The organism is Amycolatopsis sp. NPDC050768 (assembly GCF_040654155.1).
Taxonomy (GTDB): Bacteria; Actinomycetota; Actinomycetes; order Mycobacteriales; family Pseudonocardiaceae; genus Amycolatopsis.
In genome coordinates this window covers 25,917-47,119 of sequence record NZ_JBFAHL010000003.1, presented here as the reverse complement: position 1 = coordinate 47,119, position 21,203 = coordinate 25,917, and the positions used below count along the sequence as shown (strand labels likewise).

The following is a 21,203-nucleotide window of genomic DNA, read 5'->3' as shown; positions in this document are numbered from 1 at the left end:
ACACAGGGCCGTCTTCCTCCGGGAAGGCGGCCCTGTCTCATCGGGGCGAGCTCAGCTGCCGAACCGGCCGGAAGTCCGGCGACACACCGGAAACCACGAGCAGCATCCGCAGCGGCAACACCTCCGGCGTCAGCGCTGCGGCTTCGTCGAGTGCGGTCGTGATCGCCTCCGCCCCCGGATCGTCCACGACCAGCTCCGGCGGCCAGGGCCACGCCATGCGCCAGCGGACGACTCCGACGTCCGCCAGGGCCGCCGTGACGACGAGGGCCAGGCGGTAGCGGACGGAAGCCACGACGTCCGCGGCGCCGGGCTCGGCGAGGAACGCGAGTTCACCCGCGGCCAGCCGGTCGAGCGCCGCCCCGAGGGTGAGGCCGCCGAGGACCTCCTGGGCCGAGCGCGTGACCTCGTGCCGCTGGGACAGATCGGCGAGCGTGTCCCAGTCCGCGCGCGGCATGGCGCGCTGCTCCTCGGACAGCAGCTTCGCGAAGGCGTGGTCGAGCGTCTCGTCGTCGGCGAGCAGCGCGCTGGCCCGAGCCTCGTCGCCGAGAGGGAGCTCGGCGTCGAGCAGCTGCCGGAAGCCCGCCATCGGCCGCGCCGGCAGGAATCCCGCGCGCAGGCCGAGCGCGGCGTAGCGGACCAGGAACAGCTCCCAGAGCTCTTCGATCACCTCGCGTTCCCACCGCACCTCCGCCGAGTCCGGCGCGGCCAGCGCTTGTTCGGCGACGCGCAGGTAGTACCCGGTGAAGGCCCGCACCGCGGGCCGGGCCGGCGCGTTCCAGCGCGGCGTGTGGGCCAGGCTGTCGCGCGTGCGGGAGAGGAACCGCACTCCCCACGCGATCGCCGGCCGGAAGCGGACGTCCTCGCCGAGCGCGCGACGCACCAACGCGCTCAGCTGCTCCGGGTTCACCGCCGCGAGCAACGGGACTCCGATGACGAGCCGACGGCGCGACGCGAGCCCTACCGCGACGCCGGCATCGAGCTGGACGGACGTCGGAGCCTCGACGCCGACGTCGTCCGCCGCGGAGTGCACCAGCTCCCACAGCCGCGTCGAAGCGGGCGTGAGCCGGATCGTCGGCGTGGGGCCGGCGCGCGAGCACATCGCCGTCACGAGTGTCGCGAGTCCCGGCACCACGACGAGCAAGGCCAGCGACGCGGGGGACATCGCCACGCACAGCACGACCTCCGCCGCGACGAACCCGCCGACGAGGAGGACCACCGCCAGCCAGAACGCGACCAGGAGCCCCACGGCACGCAGCGCCATCCGGACCTCCTCCCCAGCCGAGCTCGGTCCTGTCGGATATCGCTCGTGGCGGGGACAACGTTTCCGTCAGTCCACTGTGGACTTCGCCTTTTCGGCGAGGTGACAGGCCAGGTACCGGATCTTCCGGAACTCCACGATCGGTCCCTTCTTGCCGTACGCCCACATATTGGCGTCCGCGTGCACGCCGAGGTGCCGGAACTGTTCCACGGCCTCTTCGCCACGCCCGAGCTCCACCAGCGCCCGCGCGGCGTACGCCCGGCTCGTCGCCGTGCCCGGCGCGTCGCGGCCCTCGCCTTCGAGCCAGGGCAGCAGCCGGTCGACGGCCGGCGCGACCAGCGGGTGCCGCCACGCGTCCTCGACCCCGCGGTACTCCGCCTCGTGCGCCGCGGCGAGCGGCAGAACCGCCAGCTTCGGGTGCTTCGCCGCGCCTTCCTCGGCGAACGCCCACATCAGCTCGTGCGACCCGAACCACTTCTCGCACCAGTACTGCAGCGCGGAACTGTGCGCGGGCAGGTTCACCGGGTCGCGGGCGACCAGCTGCTCCCACACCTCGCGGAACGCGTCGTTGTCGTACTGCCGGCCGCGAGCGACGGCCAGCATCGTCACCCACGGCGTGGGGTCTTCGGGCGCCAGCACCGCCGCCTCACTCGCCGCGGGCACGGCGGACTCGAGGATGGCGAAGAACTTCTGGAACTGCTCGCGGCTCACGTGCTCGGCCCCCAGCCCGCTGCGGACCTGCCAGGCCAGCTGCACGAGACTCTCGGCGTTGACGGCGGCGGCGTCCGCGTCGCCCGGCCGCTCGCTCTGCCAGTGGTCCAGCCCGATCTCGTCGTTCGCGACGACCTCACCGAGGTGGCGCACGAGAGTGACGCGCCGGTCCCAGTCGGTGCCGATCTCGGAGAGCAGTTGCGCCGCCGGCTGCCAGCCACCGGTCACGAGCGCCTGCCGGGCCTCGTCGATCTCGCGGTCGGGGATGAAGTCGGCCCTCGTGACGTCGGCGTCCGGTGGCAGGCCGAACAGCGTCACGTCGGGCATCTCGACCTTCGGCGCCTTCTTGTCCGGCGCGACGTACCGCGCCAGGTCCTCACGGCTGAGCGAAGCGGTGAACTCGGCCACGCTCATGCCGCGTTCCCGCGCGGCTTTCGCCAGCGCCAGCGCGGTCTTCCGGCGTCTCGGATTGAACAGCAGGCTTACGAGTCCCATGGGTTTCCTCTCAAGAACGAATCGGGTCGGGTTCGGCCGCGGGCAGCAGCGCCCGCAGCCCGGCAGTGTCCCCGGTGACGGCGGCGTCGAGGGCCGGGTCGAGCGTGTCGGCATAGGGCGCGTCGAGTACGAGCTCCGCCGGCCCGGACCACGAGAGCGTCCAGCGTGCGAACCCGGCGGTGGCCAAGGCTGAAACGACCACAGTGGACAGTCGCTCGCGGGCGGACCCGCCGAGCAGCTCCCGACGGGCCCGCGCACCGGCGCCGGCGGGCACCTTCAGGCCGGGGTCAGCCAGCTCTGCGAGCTTTCCGGCGTCGAGTGCGTCGAGCAGGTCCTGAAGCGAGCGCCGGCCCAGGATCTTCGTCGCGTTCTCGCTGAACTGGTGGCGGGTGGCGGCATCGACGAGGGTCGGCCAGTCAGCGGGCTTCTTCCGGCGGGCTTCGGTCGACAGGCCGGTGAGCAGCGCTTCGTCGAGAGTCGCGGAAGCGTTGTGGAGGATCTCGGTTGCCGACCGCTCGCCGCCTTCCGCCACCGGTACGACGGGCGCCGCTTCGAGCACCGCGATGCGCTCGAGCGTGGCGGGGTGGCTGTCGTACCGCGAGACCTCGTGTTGCGGCGGGTTCTGCCGCACCTTGTCGATCTCCACCGCGCGGCTGTCGTCGGCCAGTAGCTGCCGGTAGCCCTCGGCCAGCCGGGCCGGCACGTAGCCGGCTGTCCAGCCCATCGTCGCGTACGTGTTCAGGAAAAACCGCCACAGCAAGGCGAGCGCCTCGATCTCGCGCAACGCGCTGCTCGCCGCGGCAGTGCCCGCGACCCGGGCGGCCGCGGCGTCCGCGGCGAGCTCCTGGTCACGGCTCACCCGCATCGACACGACGAAATAGAGCTTGGCGTAGGCGTGGAACAGCGAGCGCAGCATTCGGCCGAACCAGCTGGTGCCGTTCAGTCCATTCACGACTCGGCCGATCGTCTGCCGGCCGCGGTAGGTCGCGCCGCCGAAGCGGGTGTCGCGGTTGCTGTAATGCGCGAGCTCGTGGCCCAGCACCGCGCGGAACTGGTCGATCCGCAGCCCGGCGAACAGCTGCGCGCCGATGAACAATCGGCGACGCGTGACTCGCAGCCCGAGCCACTGCGTTTGTTCGAGCACGGCCGCGTTGACCTGCGGCACCAGGTAGATCTCGTCCGGCGGCCGGGTGCCGACGGCGTTGGCGAGCTCGCGAACGAGCGCCCACAGCTCGGGCTGCGCTTCGGGCGTCACCGGCAGCCCCGAGCCGCCGTCGTCGTGGGTGCGTTCGATGGTGAAAAGGGCCTGCAGCAGCACGTAGACCGCCGGCACGGCGATGATCGCGAGCCGCAGCCCGATGCTCGGCGAGTCGCGGATCGCCCAAACCTCGACCACGACGATGGCCGCGATGATCACCAGCACCAGGATCGGGAACCCGGCCAGCAGGATGACAGCGAGCAACGCTCGCGAAGAGTTTTTCATGGAAAAGCGGATCCTCCCCAGACGGCGCGTCGAGCGCCGGGCTCGATCATCGTGCCCGATATCGCCGGGAACCTCGATTTCGTTTCGCTCACGAAACAACGTTCTCCGGGTTACTCCGGCAAATCGTGCTATTCGGACGGTTCCCGGTTGATCCATTGTGGAGCGGACGCCGTTCGCCGCGGGAATCAAGCAGACGGAACGCGGCCGGGTTCGCTCACGAGCGCGCGCAGGGCGGCAGTGTCACCGGCCACGGCGGCGTCGATCGCGGGGAAGAGCGTTCCGCTGTACTGCGGGGTCAGCCTGAGCGCGGTCACCTCCGACCACGAGATGGTCCACCGCGCGCCGCCCGCGCCGGCGGCCTGCGACAGGGCCACGAACGACAGCCGGATGCGAGCGGACTCGGTCACGAGCTCCTGGCGAGCCCGCTGGTCCGCGTCGGCCGGAATCGGCAGGTCGGGATCGGCCAGGTCCTCCAACCGCCCGGCATCCAGCGCGTCGAGCACGCCGCTCACCGAACGGCCCCGCAGGACTCGCGCCGCCAGCTCACCGAACTCGTGCCGTGAAGAGACGTCGGCGAGCGTGTCCCAGTCGGTGCGCTGCTTTGTGCGGCCTTCGTCCGACAGTTCGGCGAACCACGCGGTGCCGAGGACCTCTTCGGAGTCGCGGAGGAGCTCGCTCGCCGGCCGGTCCTCAGCCCCGGAGCCCGAGATGACACCGGCCGCTTCGAGCACGCTGATGCGCTCGGCCGTCGGTGGATGGCTGTCGAACGGCGACGGCTTTTCCTCCGGTGGGTCCTGACACAGCCGCGCTGTTTCGTGGGCGCGGGTTTCGTCGGTCAGCAGCAGCCGGTAGCCCTCGGCCGGCTGGGCGCGCAGGTATCCGGCGTCCCAGCCCATCATCAGGTACTTGCGGACGAAGTCCCGCCACGCGACGTTGAGCGCCTCGATCTCGCGCAGGGCGCCGGTCGCCGCGGCTGTGCCCGCGACCCGCGCGGCCGCGACGTCGGCGGCCAGCTCCTGATCGCGGCTCACCCGCGCCGAGACGGCGAAGTACACCCAGCCGTAGACCTGGAACAGCGGCCGCAGCAGCCGGCTGAACCACGACGCCCCGTCGAGTCCACTCAGGACCCGTAGGATCGCCACCCGGCCGCGGTAGGTCGCGCCGGCGAACCGGGTGTCGCGGTTGCTGTAGTGCGCGAACTCGTGGCCGAGCACGGCCCGCAGCTCGGCCACACGCAGGCCCGCGAACAGCGGGGCACCGATGAAGAGCGTGCGCCCCGTGACGCGCAGCCCGAACCAGCGCGTTCGCTCGAACACCGCCGCGTTCGCCCGGTTCATGATCCGGATCTCGTCGGGCGGCGCGGTCCCGACGGCTTCGGCCAGTTCGCGGACCAGGGCCCACAACTCGGGTTGCGCCTCCGCGGTGACCGGAAGACCCGGGGCGTCGCCTGTGCGGTCGAAGGTGAACAGCGCCCGCAACAGCACGTATGTCGCGGGCGCGGCGAAGACGGCGAACTCCAGCCCGTGGGAAAGCCGGTTGCGGAACGCGAACACCTCCACCACGACGATCCCGGCGACGAGCGCGAGCACCAGCACCGGGAACCCGGCCAGCAGGACGACGGCGGCCAGCGCTCGAAAAGAGGTCTTCATGGACGGACGGTTCCTTCCACGGGGCGCTTCGGGCGCCTGGCCGGTCATCGTGCCCGATATCGCCGGGAGCCACGATTTCGTTTCGTCCACGAATCCGCCAGGGCGAAAACCCGTGGCGCCACCTCGTCGTCCCGGGGGATGCTCTTCGAAGAATCCCAGCCAGGAAAGGAAAGTCATGTACACGGCGGTAGACGGTGCTCGCGTCCCGATCCGGATGTGGGCCGACCCCACGTCGGTCGAGGAACAAGCCATGCGCCAGCTGCACAACGTCGCCAATCTGCCTTGGGTGCACGGCGTCGCGGTGATGCCGGACGTCCACTACGGCAAGGGCGCCACCGTGGGCAGCGTGATCGCCATGCGTGACGCGGTGTCGCCGGCGGCGGTGGGCGTCGACATCGGGTGCGGGATGAGTGCGGTGCGCACGTCCCTGACCGCGGCGGACCTGCCCGACGACCTCGGCCGGCTGCGGCGGCGGATCGAGTCGGCCGTGCCGGTGGGGTTCGGGCTGCACAAGACGCCCGTGAACCCCGCGAAGGTCCACGGCGTGGGCGGCTGGGACGCGTTCTGGAAGTCGTTCGGCGACCTCCACGAGGGCGTGCAGGGCCTGCACGACCGCGCGGCGCGCCAGGTCGGAAGCCTCGGCGGTGGGAACCACTTCATCGAGGTCTGCCTCGAACAGGGCGGCGCCGACGAGGGCCGCGTGTGGCTGATGCTGCACTCGGGTTCGCGCAACATCGGCAAGGAGCTCGCGGAGCGGCATATGGCCGTGGCGCGCAAGCTGCCGCACAACGCGGACCTGCCCGACCGCGACCTGGCCGTGTTCGTCGCGGGTACGCCCGAGATGGCGGCCTACCGGCGTGACCTGTTCTGGGCGCAGGACTACGCGGCGCGCAACCGGGCCACGATGGTGGCGCTGGTCAAGCTCGCCGTCGCCGAGGTGATCCCGGGGACCACGTTCGACGACGCGATCAGCTGCCACCACAACTACGTCGCCGAGGAGACCTACGACGGCGTCGACCTGCTCGTGACCCGCAAGGGCGCGATCCGGGCCGGCGCGGGTGACCTCGGGATCATCCCGGGCAGCATGGGCACCGGCTCGTACATCGTGCGCGGGCTCGGGAACACGGCGTCGTTCGAGTCGGCTTCGCACGGCGCGGGGCGGCGGATGTCGCGGACGAAGGCGCGCAAGACCTTCACCGCGGCCGACCTCGCGGCCCAGACCGACGGCGTCGAGTGCCGCAAGGACACCGGCGTGGTCGACGAGATCCCGGCGGCCTACAAGGACATCGACGCGGTGATCGAGGCGCAGACCGATCTCGTGGAGGTCGTGGCGCACCTCAAGCAGGTCGTCTGCGTGAAGGGGTGAAGGTGCTCGCGGGGCCGGTTCTGGCCCCGCGAGCCCGCTACGCTGGATCCATGACGAGGTGGGGAGCGGTGGTCGCGCTGGCGGCCGCCGGAACGTTGCTGGCCGGGTGCGACCAGGTCAACTCGGCGGTGGACACGGCCAACTCGACGGCCGACAAGGTCAGCGCGTGCACGCAGGCGCTGGGGCTGGCGGACCTCAATCCGCTGGTCGACCCCGACAAGCTGAAGGCCCGCGCGCAGGACAAGGAACAACGCCTGCGCGCGCTGGCGGCCGACGTGCAGGAGCAGGACGTGAAGAACGCGCTGCTCGGCATGGCGGACTCCTACGTCGAGGTGCAGAAGGAGCACATCCAGGACGCCGGTGTGGTCGCCGCGTGGGCCAAGCGAAACGTCGCGAAGCTCGACGCACTGCGCAAGGCGTGTAGCTGAGCTCTATCGGCTGGTTCAGCGACGCGCCTGCACGGCCGCGGCCATCGCCGGCGCCGTGGCTGACCGGCGCCGGTGCGTCCACAGCAGGCCCGCCGCGGCCAGGACCAAACCACCGGCACCCGCGGCGACGAAGCCCCACGCCGGGCTCGAGTGGTCGATCGCGAAGCCCACCACTGGGCTGCCCGCAGCCAGCCCGAGCCGCGTCGACGCGTCCTGCAGCCCCATCGCCTCGCCGCGCACGGCGGGGGGCGCGATGGCGCTCACCGTTTCCGTGGTGGCGGCCAGCGTCGGCGCGCAGAGCAGGTTCGTGGGGATCAGCACGAGCATCAGCAGCCACCACGGCTGGTCCGCCAGCCCCACCGGCAGCACCAGTGCCGCGAGCAGCAGCATCAGCACCCCCTGCGGCAACGACTTCTTCACGGCGCCGTGCACGATCCCGCCGAGCATCGACGCCGCGCACATCACCGCGATGACCAGGCCGGTCCAGCCGATGTCACCGTGGGAGCGCAGCGCCGCCAGCGTCGCCACCTCCGTACCGACCAGGCAGAACAGGGCGCCCGCGGCCACCAGCAGCGTCGCGAGCAGGCGGCCGGTGAGCCACGACCGCAGCGGCGGCCGGACGGAGCCGACGGGGGCGAGCTCGTCCTCGTTCCGGATGGGCGGGTTGAGCAGGAAGATGAGCAACGCCGTGCCGCCGAAGAGCACGCCGATGCCGCTGAGCGTGAACGTGGCCGACAGCGACGTGATCGCCGCGATGCCGGCCGCCGGGCCGATCATGAACGACGCCTCGACCAGGATCGTGTCGAGCGAGTAGGCCGCCCGCCGGTGCTCGGCGGGCACGAGCGCCGCAAGGATCTGGCGCGCCAGCGAGCCTGCGGGCACGGACAGGAACCCGGCGGGCAGCGCGCACGCCACCAGCACCGCGTAGGAAAGGTGGGGCGCCGCGACCCAGAAGGCCGTGGACGCGACGCCGCAGACGGCGACCACCGGACGCAGGCCGTAGCGGTCGATCGTGCGCCCGAGCAGTGGCGCGCCCAGCGCCATGCCCAGCGTGGTGGCGGCGCCGACGATGCCGGCCGCGCCGTAGCCGTGGCCCAGGTTGGTGACCACGTACAGGGTGAGCGTGACGCCGGTCATCGTCATGGGCAGGCGCGCGAAGAACATCAGCGCCATCGACGGACGGACTCGGGACAGGGTCAACACCTGGCGGTACGGCTCGAAGGGCACGTACCTCATGAGAGCAAATCCTGGTACGCGCGTGCAACTTGTTTGGGGGCGATCTTCGTGACAGTTGCTGTCAAACGAGAGCGACCGCGACAATCGCCGCATGACCCCGGCTGAACCGACAGGCCTGCGCGAACGCAAGAAGGCCCGCACGCGCGAAGCGATCCAGCGGCACGCGCTGCGGCTGTTCCAGGAGCAGGGCTACGCGACGACCACCGTCGAGCAGATCGCGGCGGCCGCGGACATCTCGCCGAGCACGTTCTTCCGCTACTTCCCGACGAAGGAGGCGACGGTCCTCTACGACCGCATCGACCCGCTGCTCGTCGAGGCCGCCCGCCGGCAGCCCGAGGACCTGACGCTGCTTGGGGTCGTCCGCGCGACGCTGCGCGAGGTGTACGACAGCCTGCCGCCCGAGGTGTGGGCCGAGGAGCGGCGCCGGCAGCTGCTCGTGTTCTCCGTGCCGGAGCTGCGCGCGAAGGTGATGGACAACTACGTCTCGGGCATCACGATGCTCGTCGAGCTGGCGGCCGAACGGACCGGTCGTGCCCGCGGCGACTTCGAGGTGCGCAACTGGGCGGGCGCGGTCGTCGGCGTCATCCTCTCCACGGCGCTGGCGGCCGCGGCGGATCAGAGCGTCGATTTCGTCGCGCTGCTGGAACGCGCGTTCACGCACCTCGAAGAAGGCCTGCCGCTCTGAATCGGCGCAACTCTTGTTCTTGACGCGAAACAATTCGTGAATGTCTTTGCGCATTCATGTGTTGACCTCGGTTCGCGTGGTTCAGTGCGCATTCGTGCGCTGTTTCCGCTGGTCTCCACGCCGGAGATCTGGCCGTGACCCGGCTACTCCACCTGTGGCGGTGCGTGCGTGGGGGAACCCCGACCGGAGCAGTGGAGACACGCGGTCCGACGGAGTGATGAGGGTAAACGATCACGCAATACACCTGTGTGGGTGAGCGGAAGGGCCATTCGTGGCGGACGGCTACTCCGAGTCTGATTCATGATCGGTCATGATGATCTTCAGGGGGATGGGCAAGCCGTCCACGTTAATCAATTGCGGGCATGTTCCCGAAAGACGGATTCGGCACGTAAGGGTTAGAAAACGTCCCTATCCGGTGATCGGCTGGTGCTGGGTCGACACGGCGGGTATCGATTTACCCGTCAGGTCTCCAGAGGCCAGGAGGTAAGGAATGAAAGGCAAGATTGGGCGGATCATCGCCTTGGTAGCCGCCGGCAGTCTGCTGGCCGTCGGCACCTCGGGGATGGCCTCGGCGAGCCCTGCGGGTGGCAAGGGCTCGTCGTCCACCGAAGCGGTCGGCGCGCAGGTGCTCCAGATGCGAGACGACCTGACGAAGGCCGCGTACGCCGGCAACGTCGGTCTGACGCGTGCCGACCTGGACAAGCTCAGCCCTGTCCTCGGCGACCTCGCCGCGGGCAAGCGCTACACGATCCAGTCGGAGACGCAGCAGCTCTCGTCGGCGGCCAAGGGCCGTGCGGACGAGTCCAGCCGCCTGCTGTCCGACCCGTCGGCGTCGCCGCGTCAGCTCCCGCCGCTGCCGCTCCCGCCGATCCCGGACCTGCCAGGTCCGCTGAAGATCGTGAGCGACCTGCTCAAGGCCCTGCTGGGTGCCGTCACCGGCATCCTGGGCGGACTGCTCGGCTCTCTGCCGGTGCCTCCGCTGCCGGTGCCGCCGTTGCCCGTCCCGGGCGCGTAGCAACCACCCCCGGAACACGGGGTTTTCGGAGCCTGGTGCGGTTCGCCGCACCAGGCTCCGGTGGTTTCCGGGGCTATTTCTCCTTCTGCTGCCGCGCCAACCCCAGCCGCAGCGCGCCGGCCAGCTCGGCCGTCGCCTCGCGGAAACGGGAGCCGACGCCGGTGAAGTTCAGGAAGCCGTGGATCAGGTCCGGCTGGCGGCTCACCGCGACCGAGACCCCGGCGTCGCGCAGCTTCTCCGCGTACGCCTCGCCCTCGTCGCGCAGCGGGTCGAAGCCCGCGGTCATGATGAACGCCGGGGGCAGTCCACTGTGGTCGGTCGCGACGAGGGGTGACAGGCGCGGGTCGGCCTTGTCGGTGCCGGCCGGGACGTAGTGGTCCTCGAACCAGGTCATCGACTCGTCGGTGAGGAACAGCTTCTCGCCGAAGATCTCGCGCGAGCGGCGGCGCGTCGTGAAGTCCACCGCGGGGTAGATCAGCAGCTGGAACGCCGGCGCCGGGCCGCCGCGCCGGACCGCCGCCAGAGTCAACGCGGCGGAGAGGTTGCCGCCCGCGCTGTCGCCGCCCACGGCGATGCGGTCGGCGTCCGCGCCGAGCTCGGCCGCGTTGGCGTGGGCGTAGTCGAACGCCGCCAGCGCGTCTTCGAACGGAGTCGGGAACGGGTGTTCCGGCGCCATCCGGTACTCCACCGACAGCACGCGCACGCCGGCGTGCTTCGCGAGGTAGCGCGCGGCGTTGTCGTGCGTGGCGCGCGAGCCGACGACCCAGCCTCCGCCGTGGAAGAACACGAGCAGCCCGGACGGTTCGGGCAGCCCCGCGGGCGTGTAGAGGGTGGCGTCGAGCGACGCGTCGCCGGACGGGATCACCACGTCGCGCACGGCCACGGGCTCGATCGTCTTGCCGCTCACCAGGTGGCGGCCGAGCTCCAGCCCGAGCCGCGAGCCCTCGACCGTCTCGCCGACGAGCGCGGTGCCGGTGAGCTGCTGCAACCGCAGCAGGAGCTGCGCGTCGAGGGCGAGTTCCTGCCCGTCGCGGCGCAGCGGCGGGCCGGCGATGAGCCGCCGGACGGGCCGGGGCAGCCAGAAGACCAGCTGCGCGGCGGCGGCCTGGGTGCGGACCTGGAGCGGGATCGCCATCGTTCCTCCTCGGCTGTGGACCCCGACGTTACTTGTCAGTAGATAGTGGGTCCAGCTGTGATCGAGAACTCCGTCCCAAATCCTGGTCCTCCACTTAAGTCGAGGGGTTAGCCTCGGGGACGTGACTTCAGCCAAAGCGGTCAGGGTGCTCGGGATCGGCGGTTCACTGCGCGACGGCTCGCAGTCCGAGCGCGCCCTGCGGATCGCGCTCGACTCGGCGGCCGAGCTGGGGGTCGACACCGAGCTGATCCCCGGGCCTGAGCTCGTGCTGCCGTTCTACGACACCGCCGCAGGCGAGCGCGACGACCGCGCGAGGCGGCTGATCGAGAGCATCCGCCGCGCCGACGGCCTGATCGTGGTCTCGCCCGGCTACCACGGCGCGCTGTCCGGGCTGGTCAAGAACGCCCTGGACTACGTCGAGGACCTGCGCGAAGACACCCGCCCCTACCTCGAAGGACGCCCGGTCGGCCTCGCCGCCGTCGCCTTCGGGTGGCAGGCCGCCGTCACCACGCTCGACCAGCTGCGCACGATCACGCACGCGCTGCGCGGCTGGCCCACCCCGCTGGGTGGTTCGATCAACTCCGCCGAGACCAAGTTCGACGAGTCCGGCGGCGCGTCCGACGACAAGAGCGTGCGCACGCTGCGCCTGATCGGCCGCCAGGTGGCCGAGTTCACCCTGTCGCGCTGAGGTTTCATCCGCCGGACGCCGGGTATTCCCCGGCGTGATGCCTGCCATGCGGTGGCAAGGTTCCGCTGATGCGGAACGTTGTTATCGATGAGACGCTGAGCGAGGCGTCCCGACGAGGAGGTAGGCGAAAGAATGGCTGACGCGATCTACACCGCGGCCGCGACCGCGCGAGGCGCGGGCCGCAACGGCGAGGTGACCTCGTCCGACGGGGTCATCGACGAGTCGCTGGCAGTGCCGAAGGAAATGGGCGGCCCGGGCGGTGACAAGACCAACCCCGAGCAGCTGTTCGCCGCCGGCTATTCGGCGTGCTTCCACAGCGCGCTGCAGGCCGTGGCGCGCGCGGGGAAGGTGCAGTTGCCGGAGTCGACGGTGACCGCCGAGGTCAGCCTGTACAAGCAGGAAGTGGGCTTCAAGCTGGGCGTCGTGCTGAACGTCGCGCTGCCCGGTATGGACAAGGCCCAGGCCGATGAGCTCGTGGCGCAGGCGCACCAGGTGTGCCCGTACTCGAACGCGACCCGGGGCAACATTGAGGTCGGGCTCACCACCACGGTCTGACGCGTTCGGCGCCTGCTTCCGCCACCACGACACAGGAAGGAAACCCCCGATGGTCAACTCTCCCATCAAGAGCCCGCTCAGTGACGCCGACAAGGAGATCACGGGCAACGCCCTGCAAGCGACGCTCGTCGACCTCGTGGACCTTTCGCTGATCGCGAAGCAGGCCCACTGGAACGTCGTGGGCAAGAACTTCCGCAGCGCCCACCTGCAGCTCGACGAGCTCGTCGCGACTGCTCGCCAGTACACCGACGAGGTCGCCGAGCGTGCCAACGCCATCGGCATCTCGCCCAACGGCAAGGCGAAGACTGTCGTCGAAAGCTCGGGCGCCCCGGACTACCCCGACAACTGGCAGTCGGTGGAAACCGCGGTGGCCGCCATCGTCGACACGCTCGCGACGCTCATCCAGCGCCTCCGCAAGCGCATCGACGAGACCGACAAGAGCGACCTGGTCACGCAGGACCTGCTGATCGAAATCACGCGCGCCTTGGAAGAGGCGCACTGGATGTGGCAGGCGCAGCAGGCCTGACGGATCTTGTTCACGGGCCGCTCACCCTTCGGGGTGGGCGGCCTTTTTTCGTGGAGACGGCGCCCGTTGTGCGCTTCGCGGCGCGCGCATCGCTTCGCGCCGTAAACGCACGGTAGCCGCCATGGCACGACCGGCCCGTTCGTGCCATAACAGCATTTCGCGCCATCTGACACGGGCTTTTCCGCCCGCTTCCGTGTTCACTTGAGGACATGCCCGCTCTCCACCCGCCGCTGGATCGGCAGCAACTCGGTCATCTCAGGCACTTCGACAACCTCTCCCGCCAGTTCCGCAACGACTGGTCCTTCATGCAGGGCAAGGGAACCGGCCAGGACGACTTCGGCGGCTACCGCTTCCAGCTCGCGTACATGGCGTACGCGCTGGCACTAACGCACCGGCACCGGCTGCCCGCCGCGCCGGGGTTGTTCCGGCCGACGCTGCGGCTGCTCGTCGAGAAGATCCTGCTGCCGGAGGTATGGCTGTACTGGCGCGACGTCAGCCGCGGCGGGGCGGTGGTCAACGCGCACCTCGGGGATCTCAAGGAGGAGTGGGATCCCGTGGTGCGCGACAACATCATGTACAGCGCGTACGTGCAGTCGATGGCGCTGCTGCACGACTACCTCTTCGCCGCCGACGAGTTCGCGGCGCCGGGGTCGCTGACGTTCCAGCACTGGTCGTACTTCTGGGGTGGCGAGGAGAAGCGGTTCCCGTACGACCGCGAGTCGCTCAACGACCACATCTACTGGCAGATGGTGGAAAACGGCTACCTGGGCGTGGCGTGCGAGCCCAACTGCGTGTTCCAGATCTGCAACCAGCCCGCCATCCTCGGCTTCCGCCTCCACGACCTGATCACCGGCGGCAATCGCGCCGAAGAGGTCGTGGCCGGCTACGAACGCGCGTGGGCCGACTTCGGCCGGCTCGACGAATCGGGCCACTACAACATGATGATCACCGCCGACTCCAAGCGCGTGCGGCCGAACGAAGCGCCGTCGCCGTGGGTGGACGCGTGGTGCGGCGCGCTGATGAACATGTGGAACCGCGACTTCGTCCACGACGGTTACCCGGAGCAGGTCAAGCGGTTCCTCGTCGACGGGCCGCACGGGACCCTGTCCGTCCGCTCGGCGCCGGCACGGGAAGTGATGGGCCAGCCCGTCATCACGGACACGTGCGACTTCGGCTGGGTGGCGGCGTGGGCGTCGGAGATGGGTGACGGCACCACGCTCGAGAGCCTGCTCGCGCACGCCGACCGCTTCATGAACCCGACCTGGCGCGAAGGCGGTCTGTACTACCCGCGCAACGACACCCCGGCCGACGCCGACGGCAACCGCACCGACATCGAGCCGATGAGCGGCAACGTCCTGCTCGGCTACGCCCGCCTCAACACCCCGGACGGCCTCTGGGGTCTCTACACCAATCCGTGGCCGGCGAGCCATTTCGCGGAACCGGCGCTGACCGTCGTCGATCGCGACGTCGAGGTCAGCCAGGCGGAGGTCGTCGACGGCGTGCTGCTCGCCCGGCTGCGGCGCACGCCGGACGTGCCGGGTGAGGGGACCGTGACGATCGGCCGTATCCCCGGGGCATTCAGGGCCCGCCTCGACGGGGTTGAACTTTCAACGCTGGACCGGACCGAAGCCGGCCTGGTCTTCCGGTGCGGCCCCGAAGCGCAGGTGCTGGAGGTGGAGCCGCTGGGCTGACGGGCCGCCCGGCCGGGTGTCGTGTGCTGTCGCGGGCCGGGGTGCGGCAGTACGGTCGCAAGCATGGTGCTGCACAGCGGGGAACAGAACGGATCGAACCGTCAATCGGGCACGAACCCCATGTACGCAGGGGCGAATCCCGCCCTGGCGGCCGACTTCGTGATGCCGCACAACAAGCTTCGCGACACGTCGCTGCCGCCGGACACCGCGTTGCAGCTCGTGCGCGACGAGCTGATGCTCGACGGCAACGCGCGGCTCAACCTGGCCACGTTCGTCACCACGTGGATGGAGCCACAGGCCCGCGACCTGATGGCCGAGTGCGTCGACAAGAACATGATCGACAAGGACGAGTACCCGCAGACGGCCGAGCTCGAGCGGCGCTGCGTGAACATCCTCGCCGACCTGTGGCACGCACCCGACCCCACGGACATCATGGGCTGCTCGACCACGGGCTCGTCAGAGGCGTGCATGCTCGCCGGGATGGCGCTGAAGCGGCGCTGGACGAAGCTCGGCCGTACCGGGAAGCCCAACCTGGTGATGGGCGTGAATGTGCAGGTGTGCTGGGACAAGTTCTGCGAGTTCTGGGAGGTCGAGCCGCGCCTGGTGCCCATGGACGGCAACCGCCTGCACCTGTCCGCCGAGGAGGCGGTGAAGCGCTGCGACGAGAACACCATCGGCGTCGTCGCGATCCTCGGGTCCACTTTCGACGGCAGCTACGAGCCCGTCGCGGAGATCGCCGCCGCGCTCGACGACCTGCAGGGCCGCACCGGCTGGGACATCCCCGTCCACGTCGACGGCGCGTCGGGCGCGATGATCGCGCCGTTCCTCGACGAGGACCTGGAGTGGGACTTCCGCCTGCCGCGCGTCGCGTCGATCAACACCTCGGGCCACAAGTACGGCCTGGTGTACCCCGGCGTCGGCTGGGTCGTGTGGCGCGACCGCGAGGCGCTGCCGGAGGAGCTGGTCTTCAACGTCAATTACCTCGGCGGCGACATGCCCACGTTCGCGCTGAACTTCTCCCGCCCCGGCGCCGAAGTAGCGGCGCAGTACTACACGTTCGTCCGCCTCGGGCGTGAAGGCTTCCGCGCCGTGCAGCAGGCCTCGCGCGACGTCGCGCTCCACCTGTCCGACGCGATCGCCGACCTGGGCCCGTTCCAGCTGCTGACCCGCGGCGACCAGCTCCCGGTCTTCGCCTTCACGACGAAGCCCGAAGTCACCGGCTACGACGTCTTCGACGTGTCTCGCAGACTCCGCGAACGCGGCTGGCTCGTCCCGGCCTACACCTTCCCGGAGAAGCGAACCGACCTGGCGGTGCTGCGCGTTGTCGTCCGCAACGGCTTCACCCACGACCTGGCCGATCTCCTGCTCGCCGACCTCCGCCGGACCCTGCCCGAGCTGGAACGCCAAACCGAACCCCAGCACGACGCGGCCACCTCGACGGCTTTCCACCACTGACGCCCGCCGGCTGGGCTTCGGAGCCGCTCGAAGCCCAGCCGCACAGCTCCTCGCGGACGCTCAAGCCCACCCTTTCGGGTCGGCGGGCCGGACCACGGTGCGGAAATGGCTCAACGCAGCGAGGTTCCGGCGGTCCGCACTTAACCGCGAGTGCGGCCCGCGTCCGACGATGGATCCCGGGTCGGTCAGACGTTCGCGGGCCGGGTCAGCGGCGCGGCTTCGCCCGCAGGTACTGGTCCGCCCACTTCACCTCGGCGCCCAGCGCGTGCGCCGCGCGGTGCGGCCAGTGCGGATCACGCAGAAGGGCGCGCGCGAGGAACACCGCATCGGCCGAGCCGGTGGCGACGATTTGTTCCGCTTGTTCCGGTTCGGTGATCATGCCGACGGCTCCGGTGGGCACGGCGGTCTCGCGGCGGATGCGTTCGGCGAAGGGCACTTGGTAACCCGGGCCGACGGGGATGCGGGGGTGGGGCACGTTGCCGCCGGAGGAGACGTCGACGAGGTCGGTGCCGCGGTCGGCCAGGAGCTTCACGAGGTGCACCGAGTCGTCGGGGGACCAGCCGCCGTCGGCCCAGTCGCTGGCGGAGATGCGGGCGAACAGGGGGACGTCGGGGCCGATCTCCTCGCGCACGGCCTCGGTGATCTCGAGCGCGAGACGCGTGCGGCCCTCGAAGTCGCCGCCGTAGCGGTCGGTGCGGGAGTTGGACAGCGGCGAGAGGAACTGGTGGCCGAGGTAGCCGTGCGCGAGGTGCAGCTCTAGGACGTCGAAGCCGGCGGTGAGCGCGCGACGGGCGCCGGCGGCGAAGTCGGCCGGGATGCGCGCGACCTCGTCGGTGGTCAGCGGACGGGCGGGGGCGTAGTCGCCGAAGGGCTGGTCGTCGGCGCCGACGCTCTGCCAGCCGCCGTCGGACGCGGGCACGCTGCCGGTGCCTTCCCACGGCCGTCGCGTGGACGCCTTGCGCCCGGCGTGTCCGAGCTGCATGCCGATCGCCGTGCCGCGCGCGTGCACGAAGTCGGTGATCCGGCGCCAGGCGGCGACCTGCTCGTCGTTCCAGATGCCCGTGTCCTGCGGGCTGATCCGGCCTTCCGGGCTGACGGCGCTGGCTTCCGTGAGAATGAGCCCGGCGCCGCCGACGGCGAACTGTCCCAGGTGGACGAGGTGCCAGTCGTCGGGCACACCGTCGGTGGCGGAGTACTGGCACATGGGCGAGACCCACGCGCGGTTCGGCAGCGTCAGGCCTCGCAGGGAGAGGGGTTCGAAGAGTCGGCTCACGATTCGATGAAACACCCAGTGGTGGTCGTCTCGTCCCGGCGCGGGGGTGTACTCGCGAGTAATGTCGAAGGCATGGGTCTTGCCGCAGACGAACGCCAGGCGTTGAGCACGCTCTTCGAAGAGGTCGGCCCCGACGCCCCGACCCTGTGCGAAGGCTGGGCGACGCGCGATCTCGCGGCCCACCTCATCGTGCGCGAACACCGCCTCGACGCGTCGCCGGGCATCATGGTGCCCGCGCTCGCCGGCTACACGAAGCGCGTGCAGGACGGCTACGCGGCCAAGCCGTGGCCCGCCCTCGTCGACCAGGTCCGCCGCGGCCCGGCCTGGTACTGGCCCATGGCCATCGGCCCCCTCAACGAGCTCACCAACGGCGCCGAGTTCCTCGTCCACCACGAAGACGTCCGCCGCGCCCAGCCCGGCTGGGAACCCCGCCCGGCCGATCCGTCCCGCGACGAGGCCGCCTGGCGCCTCGCGCGCCAGTCCGCGAAGCTCAACCTGCGCAAGGCCCCCGTCGGCGTCGTCCTGCGCCACACCGACGGCCGCTCCGCCCAGGTCAAGTCCGGTGACCCCGTCGTGACCGTCACGGGCGACCCCGTGGACCTCTTGCTGTTCGTCTTCGGCCGCGACGCCGTCCACCTCACCTACGACGGTGACCCCGCGGCGGTCGACCGGCTGCAGGCACTCAGCCGCGGCATGTGACCTGGGTGCGGCCGCTCAGACGTCGAGGTGGCGAGTGTCGCCGAGGCTGACGAGCTGGTGGCCGTGGAAGTAGTCGTCTTCGCGCAACGTGGTGATGCTGCCGGAGGACGCCCGGAAGTTCATCTGTCCCACCGATTCGACCGGCATCCCGATCCAATGCGCCCCATGATCCATTTTACCGGGGTGGGACGACAAAACCTGCTGATCAGGCAAGTTGTCCACAGGTCGCCACAGTTGTGGACAACTCGCGCAACCGCGCGTGAGGAGGGCTCGGACCGCACGCGCGTGATACCTCGACACGAGGTCAATCAGTCAGCTCAGCGGAGTTCTCCGGCAGCCGATCACCAAGCCGGACGGCGGAGTTCAAGCACAAATACCTACCCAGCCCGCAGCCGCGAAGGCCACCGAAACTCCAACGGCTCCGCCTGACGACTCCACACCTCAACCAGCTCCGCCAACAACTCCACCGCCCCGCGGATATCGGCATCACCAAAGGGATACGGCTCCGCCCGAATGACACCCCAAGCCTCTCGCGCAGCGGCAAAAGGCGGGCGCCGGCGATGTTCCACCGCGTGATGCAGTACGCCGACCAGGCTCTCGGCCACCGCGATGGATCCCGAAGCCGCCTTCAGTACCCGGCGGCTGCGCTCCCGGGCGTCGTGGCGTGGTTTCCCCTGTAGCACACTCATATTGTCGAACACGCCGCCCGCCGCGATGCAGCCGAAGATGCCGCCGGGCAAACCCAGCGAGCGTTCCACGGCGGCGTGCGCGAGGTCATGCGGGACGCGAAACTTGCGCGAATACGAAGGCAACCCGAGCACAACCCCGTCTTCGCGGGTGATGCGCGTGAAGGTCTCGCCGCGGGGGTCGTGCTCGAACACCAGGTCCACAGGCCGAAGCATCAACCCCGGAAAGCCCGGAACCAAGCGAATTTCCCTGGCCGGAGCCCGCGGAAGGGGCTCCGGCCAGGGGCAAATCACCGCAAAGCGCGCAACGCGAAATCCACTTCGATCGACGTCTGCTTGATCGTCTCGGCGATCACGAGGGAGCCGTGGCCGGCGTCGTAGCGGTAGAACTCGTGGGGCGCGTCGCGGGCGCCCAGGCGGTCGAGGTAGTTCTCGATCTGACGGATGGGGCAGCGCGGGTCGTTGTCGCCCGCGAGGATCAGTACGGGGGCGGCGACGGCGTTCACGTAGGTAATCGGCGAACATTCCTTGTACACCGCGGGCACATCCTCGGGTGCGCCGCCGAACAGAGCGCGATCGAAAGAGCGCAGCTGCTCCATCTCGTCCTCGTACGCGGCGACGTAGTCGGCTACCGGCACGCCCGCGACGCCCGCCGCCCAGCGCGTGGGCTGGGTGCCGAGCGCGAGCAGGGACAGGTAGCCGCCCCAGGAGGCGCCGTTGACGACGCACTTGTCCTTGTCGGACAGTCCACTTTCGACAGCCCAGTCGTGCACCGCCGCGACGTCTTCGAGCTCCGTGAGGCCCGGCCGGCCCTCGATGGCGTCGCGCCACGCGGAGCCGTAGCCGGTGGAGCCGCGGTAGTTGACCTCGACCACGGCGAAGCCGGCGTCGAGCCACGTGGCGCGGTAGGCGGAGAAGCGGTCCTCGTCGGCGGCGTGCGGGCCGCCGTGCAGAGAGAACACCGTGGGCAACGGGCCGTCGGGCGCGCCGGCGGGACGTGACACCAGCGCGTGGATCTGCCCGCCGACGCCCTCTACGAACGCGTCGGTCACCGGCGACGAACCGGGCGCCTGGTCACCCGGCGGCGCCAGCAGCACGGCGTCGGTGCCGTCGGTCGCGCGGCTGCGCACCGCCGTCGGCTCCGCGGCGCTGGACCACGAGTACTCGATGCTGCCGTCGGGCCGCACACCCGCGCCGCCGATCCGGCCGGCCGGGGTGTCCACAGAGGACAGCGAACCGTCGTCGAGGTCGAATCGGTACAGCGAGCTGCGGCCCTGGTGGAAGTGCACCACCAGCAGCGCGCGGGCATCGGGGTACCAGTCGGCCACGACCTCGCCGGGCAGGTCGATCTCGAGCTCCGTCTCGGTGTCCGCGCGGACGTCCCAGATCAGCAGCTCCTCCCGGCCGCGCCGCTCGTGCAGCACGAGCAGCCGCTGGTCGCCGGGCAGCGGCGAGAACTCCAGCGCCGAAAGGCCCTTGCCCTCGCCGTCGTACTTCTCCGCGACGGTCGTGAAGCCGTCGGTGGCCAGCACGCGCAGCGCGGGATGGCGTGAGTCGCCGTGTTCGGAATGTGAGATCGCCACCAAGCTCTCGTCACGAGAGAGCGACGCGATGCCGGCGTCGTCCGGGTGGCTGTAGAAACGCTCGGTCTTGTCGCCGATCTTCGCGAACAGCGCGCTGCCGTCGTCGGTCGAGACGCCGACCGCGATCACGCGCGAGCCGAGCTCGAGGCCGGCGGGGTAGCCGTCGTGGACCTCGGGCAGCGGTTTGGTGGCGGCCGAGCTGTCGCTGTCGAACGGCTGGCTCACCCAGGAGCCGAACTCGTCGCCGTCGGTGTCGTCGAACCACCAGACGGCCGAGCCGTCGGGGGCGGGGGTGGCGTGCAGGGTGCCGTTGGGCCGGTCGGTGACGCGGCGGTGACTGTCGGTGGCGCGATCCCACGCGTAGACCTCCCAGACGCCGCTGGCGTTGGAGACGTACACGTTGGCGTCGGGGGCGGCGCGGGCCCATTCGGGCACAGAGATGCGGGCCGAGTGGAAGCGGGCTCGCCAGCGGGACTCGGCGTCGGCGTCGGCGAACAGGCGGTCGGGGACCACCGCGGGCGGATATTTGTTGCCTGACTGCGTGCTCACCCCTCGATCCTGCCACCCTGGTGGCCGTACTGTGTGC

At 70.3% G+C, this 21,203-nt stretch carries 20 protein-coding genes; 10 read left to right on the top strand and 10 right to left on the bottom strand.

The genetic code is table 11. From position 1 onward, the window contains the following. Nucleotides 1–37: 37 nt before the first annotated feature. The 4 genes from AB0H62_RS10400 to AB0H62_RS10385 all read right to left on the bottom strand — a co-directional run bounded on the left by AB0H62_RS10400 (nucleotide 38) and on the right by AB0H62_RS10385 (nucleotide 5,596). The gene (locus AB0H62_RS10400) at nucleotides 38–1,261 is read right to left on the bottom strand and encodes a hypothetical protein (protein ID WP_220244906.1); all 1,224 of its coding nucleotides are present in this window, start codon (nucleotides 1,259–1,261) and stop codon (nucleotides 38–40) included. Nucleotides 1,262–1,327: 66 nt separating this feature from the next. After that, a complete protein-coding gene (locus tag AB0H62_RS10395) occupies nucleotides 1,328–2,464 on the bottom strand; it encodes a DUF4034 domain-containing protein (RefSeq protein WP_360585469.1) in 1,137 nt (378 codons plus the stop codon). A gap of 10 nt (nucleotides 2,465–2,474) precedes the next feature. Continuing rightward, complete coding sequence (locus AB0H62_RS10390) at nucleotides 2,475–3,947, bottom strand: M48 family metalloprotease (protein WP_360585467.1); 1,473 nt, start codon at nucleotides 3,945–3,947, stop codon at nucleotides 2,475–2,477. A 185-nt stretch (nucleotides 3,948–4,132) separates the two neighbouring features. After that, entirely contained in the window at nucleotides 4,133–5,596 is a 1,464-nt protein-coding gene (locus tag AB0H62_RS10385) for a M48 family metalloprotease (protein WP_360585465.1), read from the bottom strand. Nucleotides 5,597–5,771: 175 nt separating this feature from the next. Between AB0H62_RS10385 and AB0H62_RS10380 the strand changes: the two genes are divergently transcribed. Both AB0H62_RS10380 and AB0H62_RS10375 read left to right on the top strand, forming a co-directional pair. Then, nucleotides 5,772–6,962, top strand: coding sequence for an RtcB family protein (locus tag AB0H62_RS10380; RefSeq protein ID WP_360585463.1), 1,191 nt, complete (start codon nucleotides 5,772–5,774; stop codon nucleotides 6,960–6,962). A gap of 50 nt (nucleotides 6,963–7,012) precedes the next feature. Continuing rightward, nucleotides 7,013–7,390, top strand: a complete 378-nt coding sequence (locus tag AB0H62_RS10375; RefSeq protein ID WP_220244904.1) for a hypothetical protein — start codon at nucleotides 7,013–7,015, stop codon at nucleotides 7,388–7,390. A gap of 15 nt (nucleotides 7,391–7,405) precedes the next feature. Here the strand turns inward: AB0H62_RS10375 and AB0H62_RS10370 are convergent, their stop codons facing one another. Next, nucleotides 7,406–8,563, bottom strand: coding sequence for an MFS transporter (locus AB0H62_RS10370; RefSeq protein ID WP_360585988.1), 1,158 nt, complete (start codon nucleotides 8,561–8,563; stop codon nucleotides 7,406–7,408). Between the two features lie 154 nt (nucleotides 8,564–8,717). On the opposite strand from AB0H62_RS10370, the gene AB0H62_RS10365 reads away from it, so the two are divergent. Next, nucleotides 8,718–9,311, top strand: a complete 594-nt coding sequence (locus tag AB0H62_RS10365) for a TetR family transcriptional regulator (RefSeq protein WP_220244903.1) — start codon at nucleotides 8,718–8,720, stop codon at nucleotides 9,309–9,311. Nucleotides 9,312–9,801: 490 nt separating this feature from the next. Continuing rightward, nucleotides 9,802–10,326 (top strand): hypothetical protein, encoded by a 525-nt coding sequence (locus AB0H62_RS10360; protein WP_220244902.1) that lies wholly within the window; start codon nucleotides 9,802–9,804, stop codon nucleotides 10,324–10,326. A gap of 73 nt (nucleotides 10,327–10,399) precedes the next feature. Here the strand turns inward: AB0H62_RS10360 and AB0H62_RS10355 are convergent, their stop codons facing one another. Continuing rightward, entirely contained in the window at nucleotides 10,400–11,461 is a 1,062-nt protein-coding gene (locus tag AB0H62_RS10355; protein WP_220244901.1) for an alpha/beta hydrolase, read from the bottom strand. 121 nt (nucleotides 11,462–11,582) lie between these two features. On the opposite strand from AB0H62_RS10355, the gene AB0H62_RS10350 reads away from it, so the two are divergent. The 5 genes from AB0H62_RS10350 to AB0H62_RS10330 all read left to right on the top strand — a co-directional run bounded on the left by AB0H62_RS10350 (nucleotide 11,583) and on the right by AB0H62_RS10330 (nucleotide 16,376). Further along, entirely contained in the window at nucleotides 11,583–12,149 is a 567-nt protein-coding gene (locus AB0H62_RS10350) for an NAD(P)H-dependent oxidoreductase (RefSeq protein WP_220244900.1), read from the top strand. Nucleotides 12,150–12,281: 132 nt separating this feature from the next. After that, nucleotides 12,282–12,704 (top strand): organic hydroperoxide resistance protein, encoded by a 423-nt coding sequence (locus AB0H62_RS10345; protein ID WP_220244899.1) that lies wholly within the window; start codon nucleotides 12,282–12,284, stop codon nucleotides 12,702–12,704. A 49-nt stretch (nucleotides 12,705–12,753) separates the two neighbouring features. Continuing rightward, on the top strand, nucleotides 12,754–13,230 hold the full coding sequence (locus AB0H62_RS10340; protein WP_360585459.1) for a DNA starvation/stationary phase protection protein: 477 nt from the start codon (nucleotides 12,754–12,756) through the stop codon (nucleotides 13,228–13,230). A 209-nt stretch (nucleotides 13,231–13,439) separates the two neighbouring features. After that, a complete protein-coding gene (locus tag AB0H62_RS10335; protein ID WP_360585457.1) occupies nucleotides 13,440–14,921 on the top strand; it encodes a hypothetical protein in 1,482 nt (493 codons plus the stop codon). Nucleotides 14,922–14,984: 63 nt separating this feature from the next. Then, entirely contained in the window at nucleotides 14,985–16,376 is a 1,392-nt protein-coding gene (locus AB0H62_RS10330; protein WP_360585455.1) for a glutamate decarboxylase, read from the top strand. Nucleotides 16,377–16,581: 205 nt separating this feature from the next. Here AB0H62_RS10330 and AB0H62_RS10325 read toward each other — a convergent pair whose 3' ends face one another. Further along, nucleotides 16,582–17,649 carry an NADH:flavin oxidoreductase/NADH oxidase gene (locus AB0H62_RS10325; protein WP_360585453.1) on the bottom strand — a complete coding sequence of 356 codons (1,068 nt, stop codon included), beginning with the start codon at nucleotides 17,647–17,649 and terminating at the stop codon, nucleotides 16,582–16,584. 72 nt (nucleotides 17,650–17,721) lie between these two features. On the opposite strand from AB0H62_RS10325, the gene AB0H62_RS10320 reads away from it, so the two are divergent. Next, nucleotides 17,722–18,348 carry a TIGR03085 family metal-binding protein gene (locus AB0H62_RS10320; protein WP_360585451.1) on the top strand — a complete coding sequence of 209 codons (627 nt, stop codon included), beginning with the start codon at nucleotides 17,722–17,724 and terminating at the stop codon, nucleotides 18,346–18,348. Between the two features lie 15 nt (nucleotides 18,349–18,363). Here AB0H62_RS10320 and AB0H62_RS10315 read toward each other — a convergent pair whose 3' ends face one another. The 3 genes from AB0H62_RS10315 to AB0H62_RS10305 form a co-directional block, all read right to left on the bottom strand. Then, nucleotides 18,364–18,495, bottom strand: a complete 132-nt coding sequence (locus tag AB0H62_RS10315) for a hypothetical protein (protein WP_255638522.1) — start codon at nucleotides 18,493–18,495, stop codon at nucleotides 18,364–18,366. A gap of 230 nt (nucleotides 18,496–18,725) precedes the next feature. After that, nucleotides 18,726–19,238 carry a hypothetical protein gene (locus AB0H62_RS10310; protein ID WP_360585449.1) on the bottom strand — a complete coding sequence of 171 codons (513 nt, stop codon included), beginning with the start codon at nucleotides 19,236–19,238 and terminating at the stop codon, nucleotides 18,726–18,728. Nucleotides 19,239–19,324: 86 nt separating this feature from the next. Then, the gene (locus AB0H62_RS10305; RefSeq protein ID WP_360585447.1) at nucleotides 19,325–21,166 is read right to left on the bottom strand and encodes a prolyl oligopeptidase family serine peptidase; all 1,842 of its coding nucleotides are present in this window, start codon (nucleotides 21,164–21,166) and stop codon (nucleotides 19,325–19,327) included. Nucleotides 21,167–21,203: the final 37 nt, after the last annotated feature.

Bases quoted from the DNA above. Each gene is read 5' to 3' on its own strand.
- AB0H62_RS10400 (WP_220244906.1), bottom strand. From the start codon at position 1,261: ATGGCGCTGCGTGCCGTGGGGCTCCTGGTCGCGTTCTGGCTGGCGGTG.
- AB0H62_RS10395 (WP_360585469.1), bottom strand. From the start codon at position 2,464: ATGGGACTCGTAAGCCTGCTGTTCAATCCGAGACGCCGGAAGACCGCG.
- AB0H62_RS10390 (WP_360585467.1), bottom strand. From the start codon at position 3,947: ATGAAAAACTCTTCGCGAGCGTTGCTCGCTGTCATCCTGCTGGCCGGG.
- AB0H62_RS10385 (WP_360585465.1), bottom strand. From the start codon at position 5,596: ATGAAGACCTCTTTTCGAGCGCTGGCCGCCGTCGTCCTGCTGGCCGGG.
- AB0H62_RS10380 (WP_360585463.1), top strand. From the start codon at position 5,772: ATGTACACGGCGGTAGACGGTGCTCGCGTCCCGATCCGGATGTGGGCC.
- AB0H62_RS10375 (WP_220244904.1), top strand. From the start codon at position 7,013: ATGACGAGGTGGGGAGCGGTGGTCGCGCTGGCGGCCGCCGGAACGTTG.
- AB0H62_RS10370 (WP_360585988.1), bottom strand. From the start codon at position 8,563: ATGGCGCTGATGTTCTTCGCGCGCCTGCCCATGACGATGACCGGCGTC.
- AB0H62_RS10365 (WP_220244903.1), top strand. From the start codon at position 8,718: ATGACCCCGGCTGAACCGACAGGCCTGCGCGAACGCAAGAAGGCCCGC.
- AB0H62_RS10360 (WP_220244902.1), top strand. From the start codon at position 9,802: ATGAAAGGCAAGATTGGGCGGATCATCGCCTTGGTAGCCGCCGGCAGT.
- AB0H62_RS10355 (WP_220244901.1), bottom strand. From the start codon at position 11,461: ATGGCGATCCCGCTCCAGGTCCGCACCCAGGCCGCCGCCGCGCAGCTG.
- AB0H62_RS10345 (WP_220244899.1), top strand. From the start codon at position 12,282: ATGGCTGACGCGATCTACACCGCGGCCGCGACCGCGCGAGGCGCGGGC.
- AB0H62_RS10340 (WP_360585459.1), top strand. From the start codon at position 12,754: ATGGTCAACTCTCCCATCAAGAGCCCGCTCAGTGACGCCGACAAGGAG.
- AB0H62_RS10335 (WP_360585457.1), top strand. From the start codon at position 13,440: ATGCCCGCTCTCCACCCGCCGCTGGATCGGCAGCAACTCGGTCATCTC.
- AB0H62_RS10330 (WP_360585455.1), top strand. From the start codon at position 14,985: ATGGTGCTGCACAGCGGGGAACAGAACGGATCGAACCGTCAATCGGGC.
- AB0H62_RS10320 (WP_360585451.1), top strand. From the start codon at position 17,722: ATGGGTCTTGCCGCAGACGAACGCCAGGCGTTGAGCACGCTCTTCGAA.
- AB0H62_RS10315 (WP_255638522.1), bottom strand. From the start codon at position 18,495: ATGCCGGTCGAATCGGTGGGACAGATGAACTTCCGGGCGTCCTCCGGC.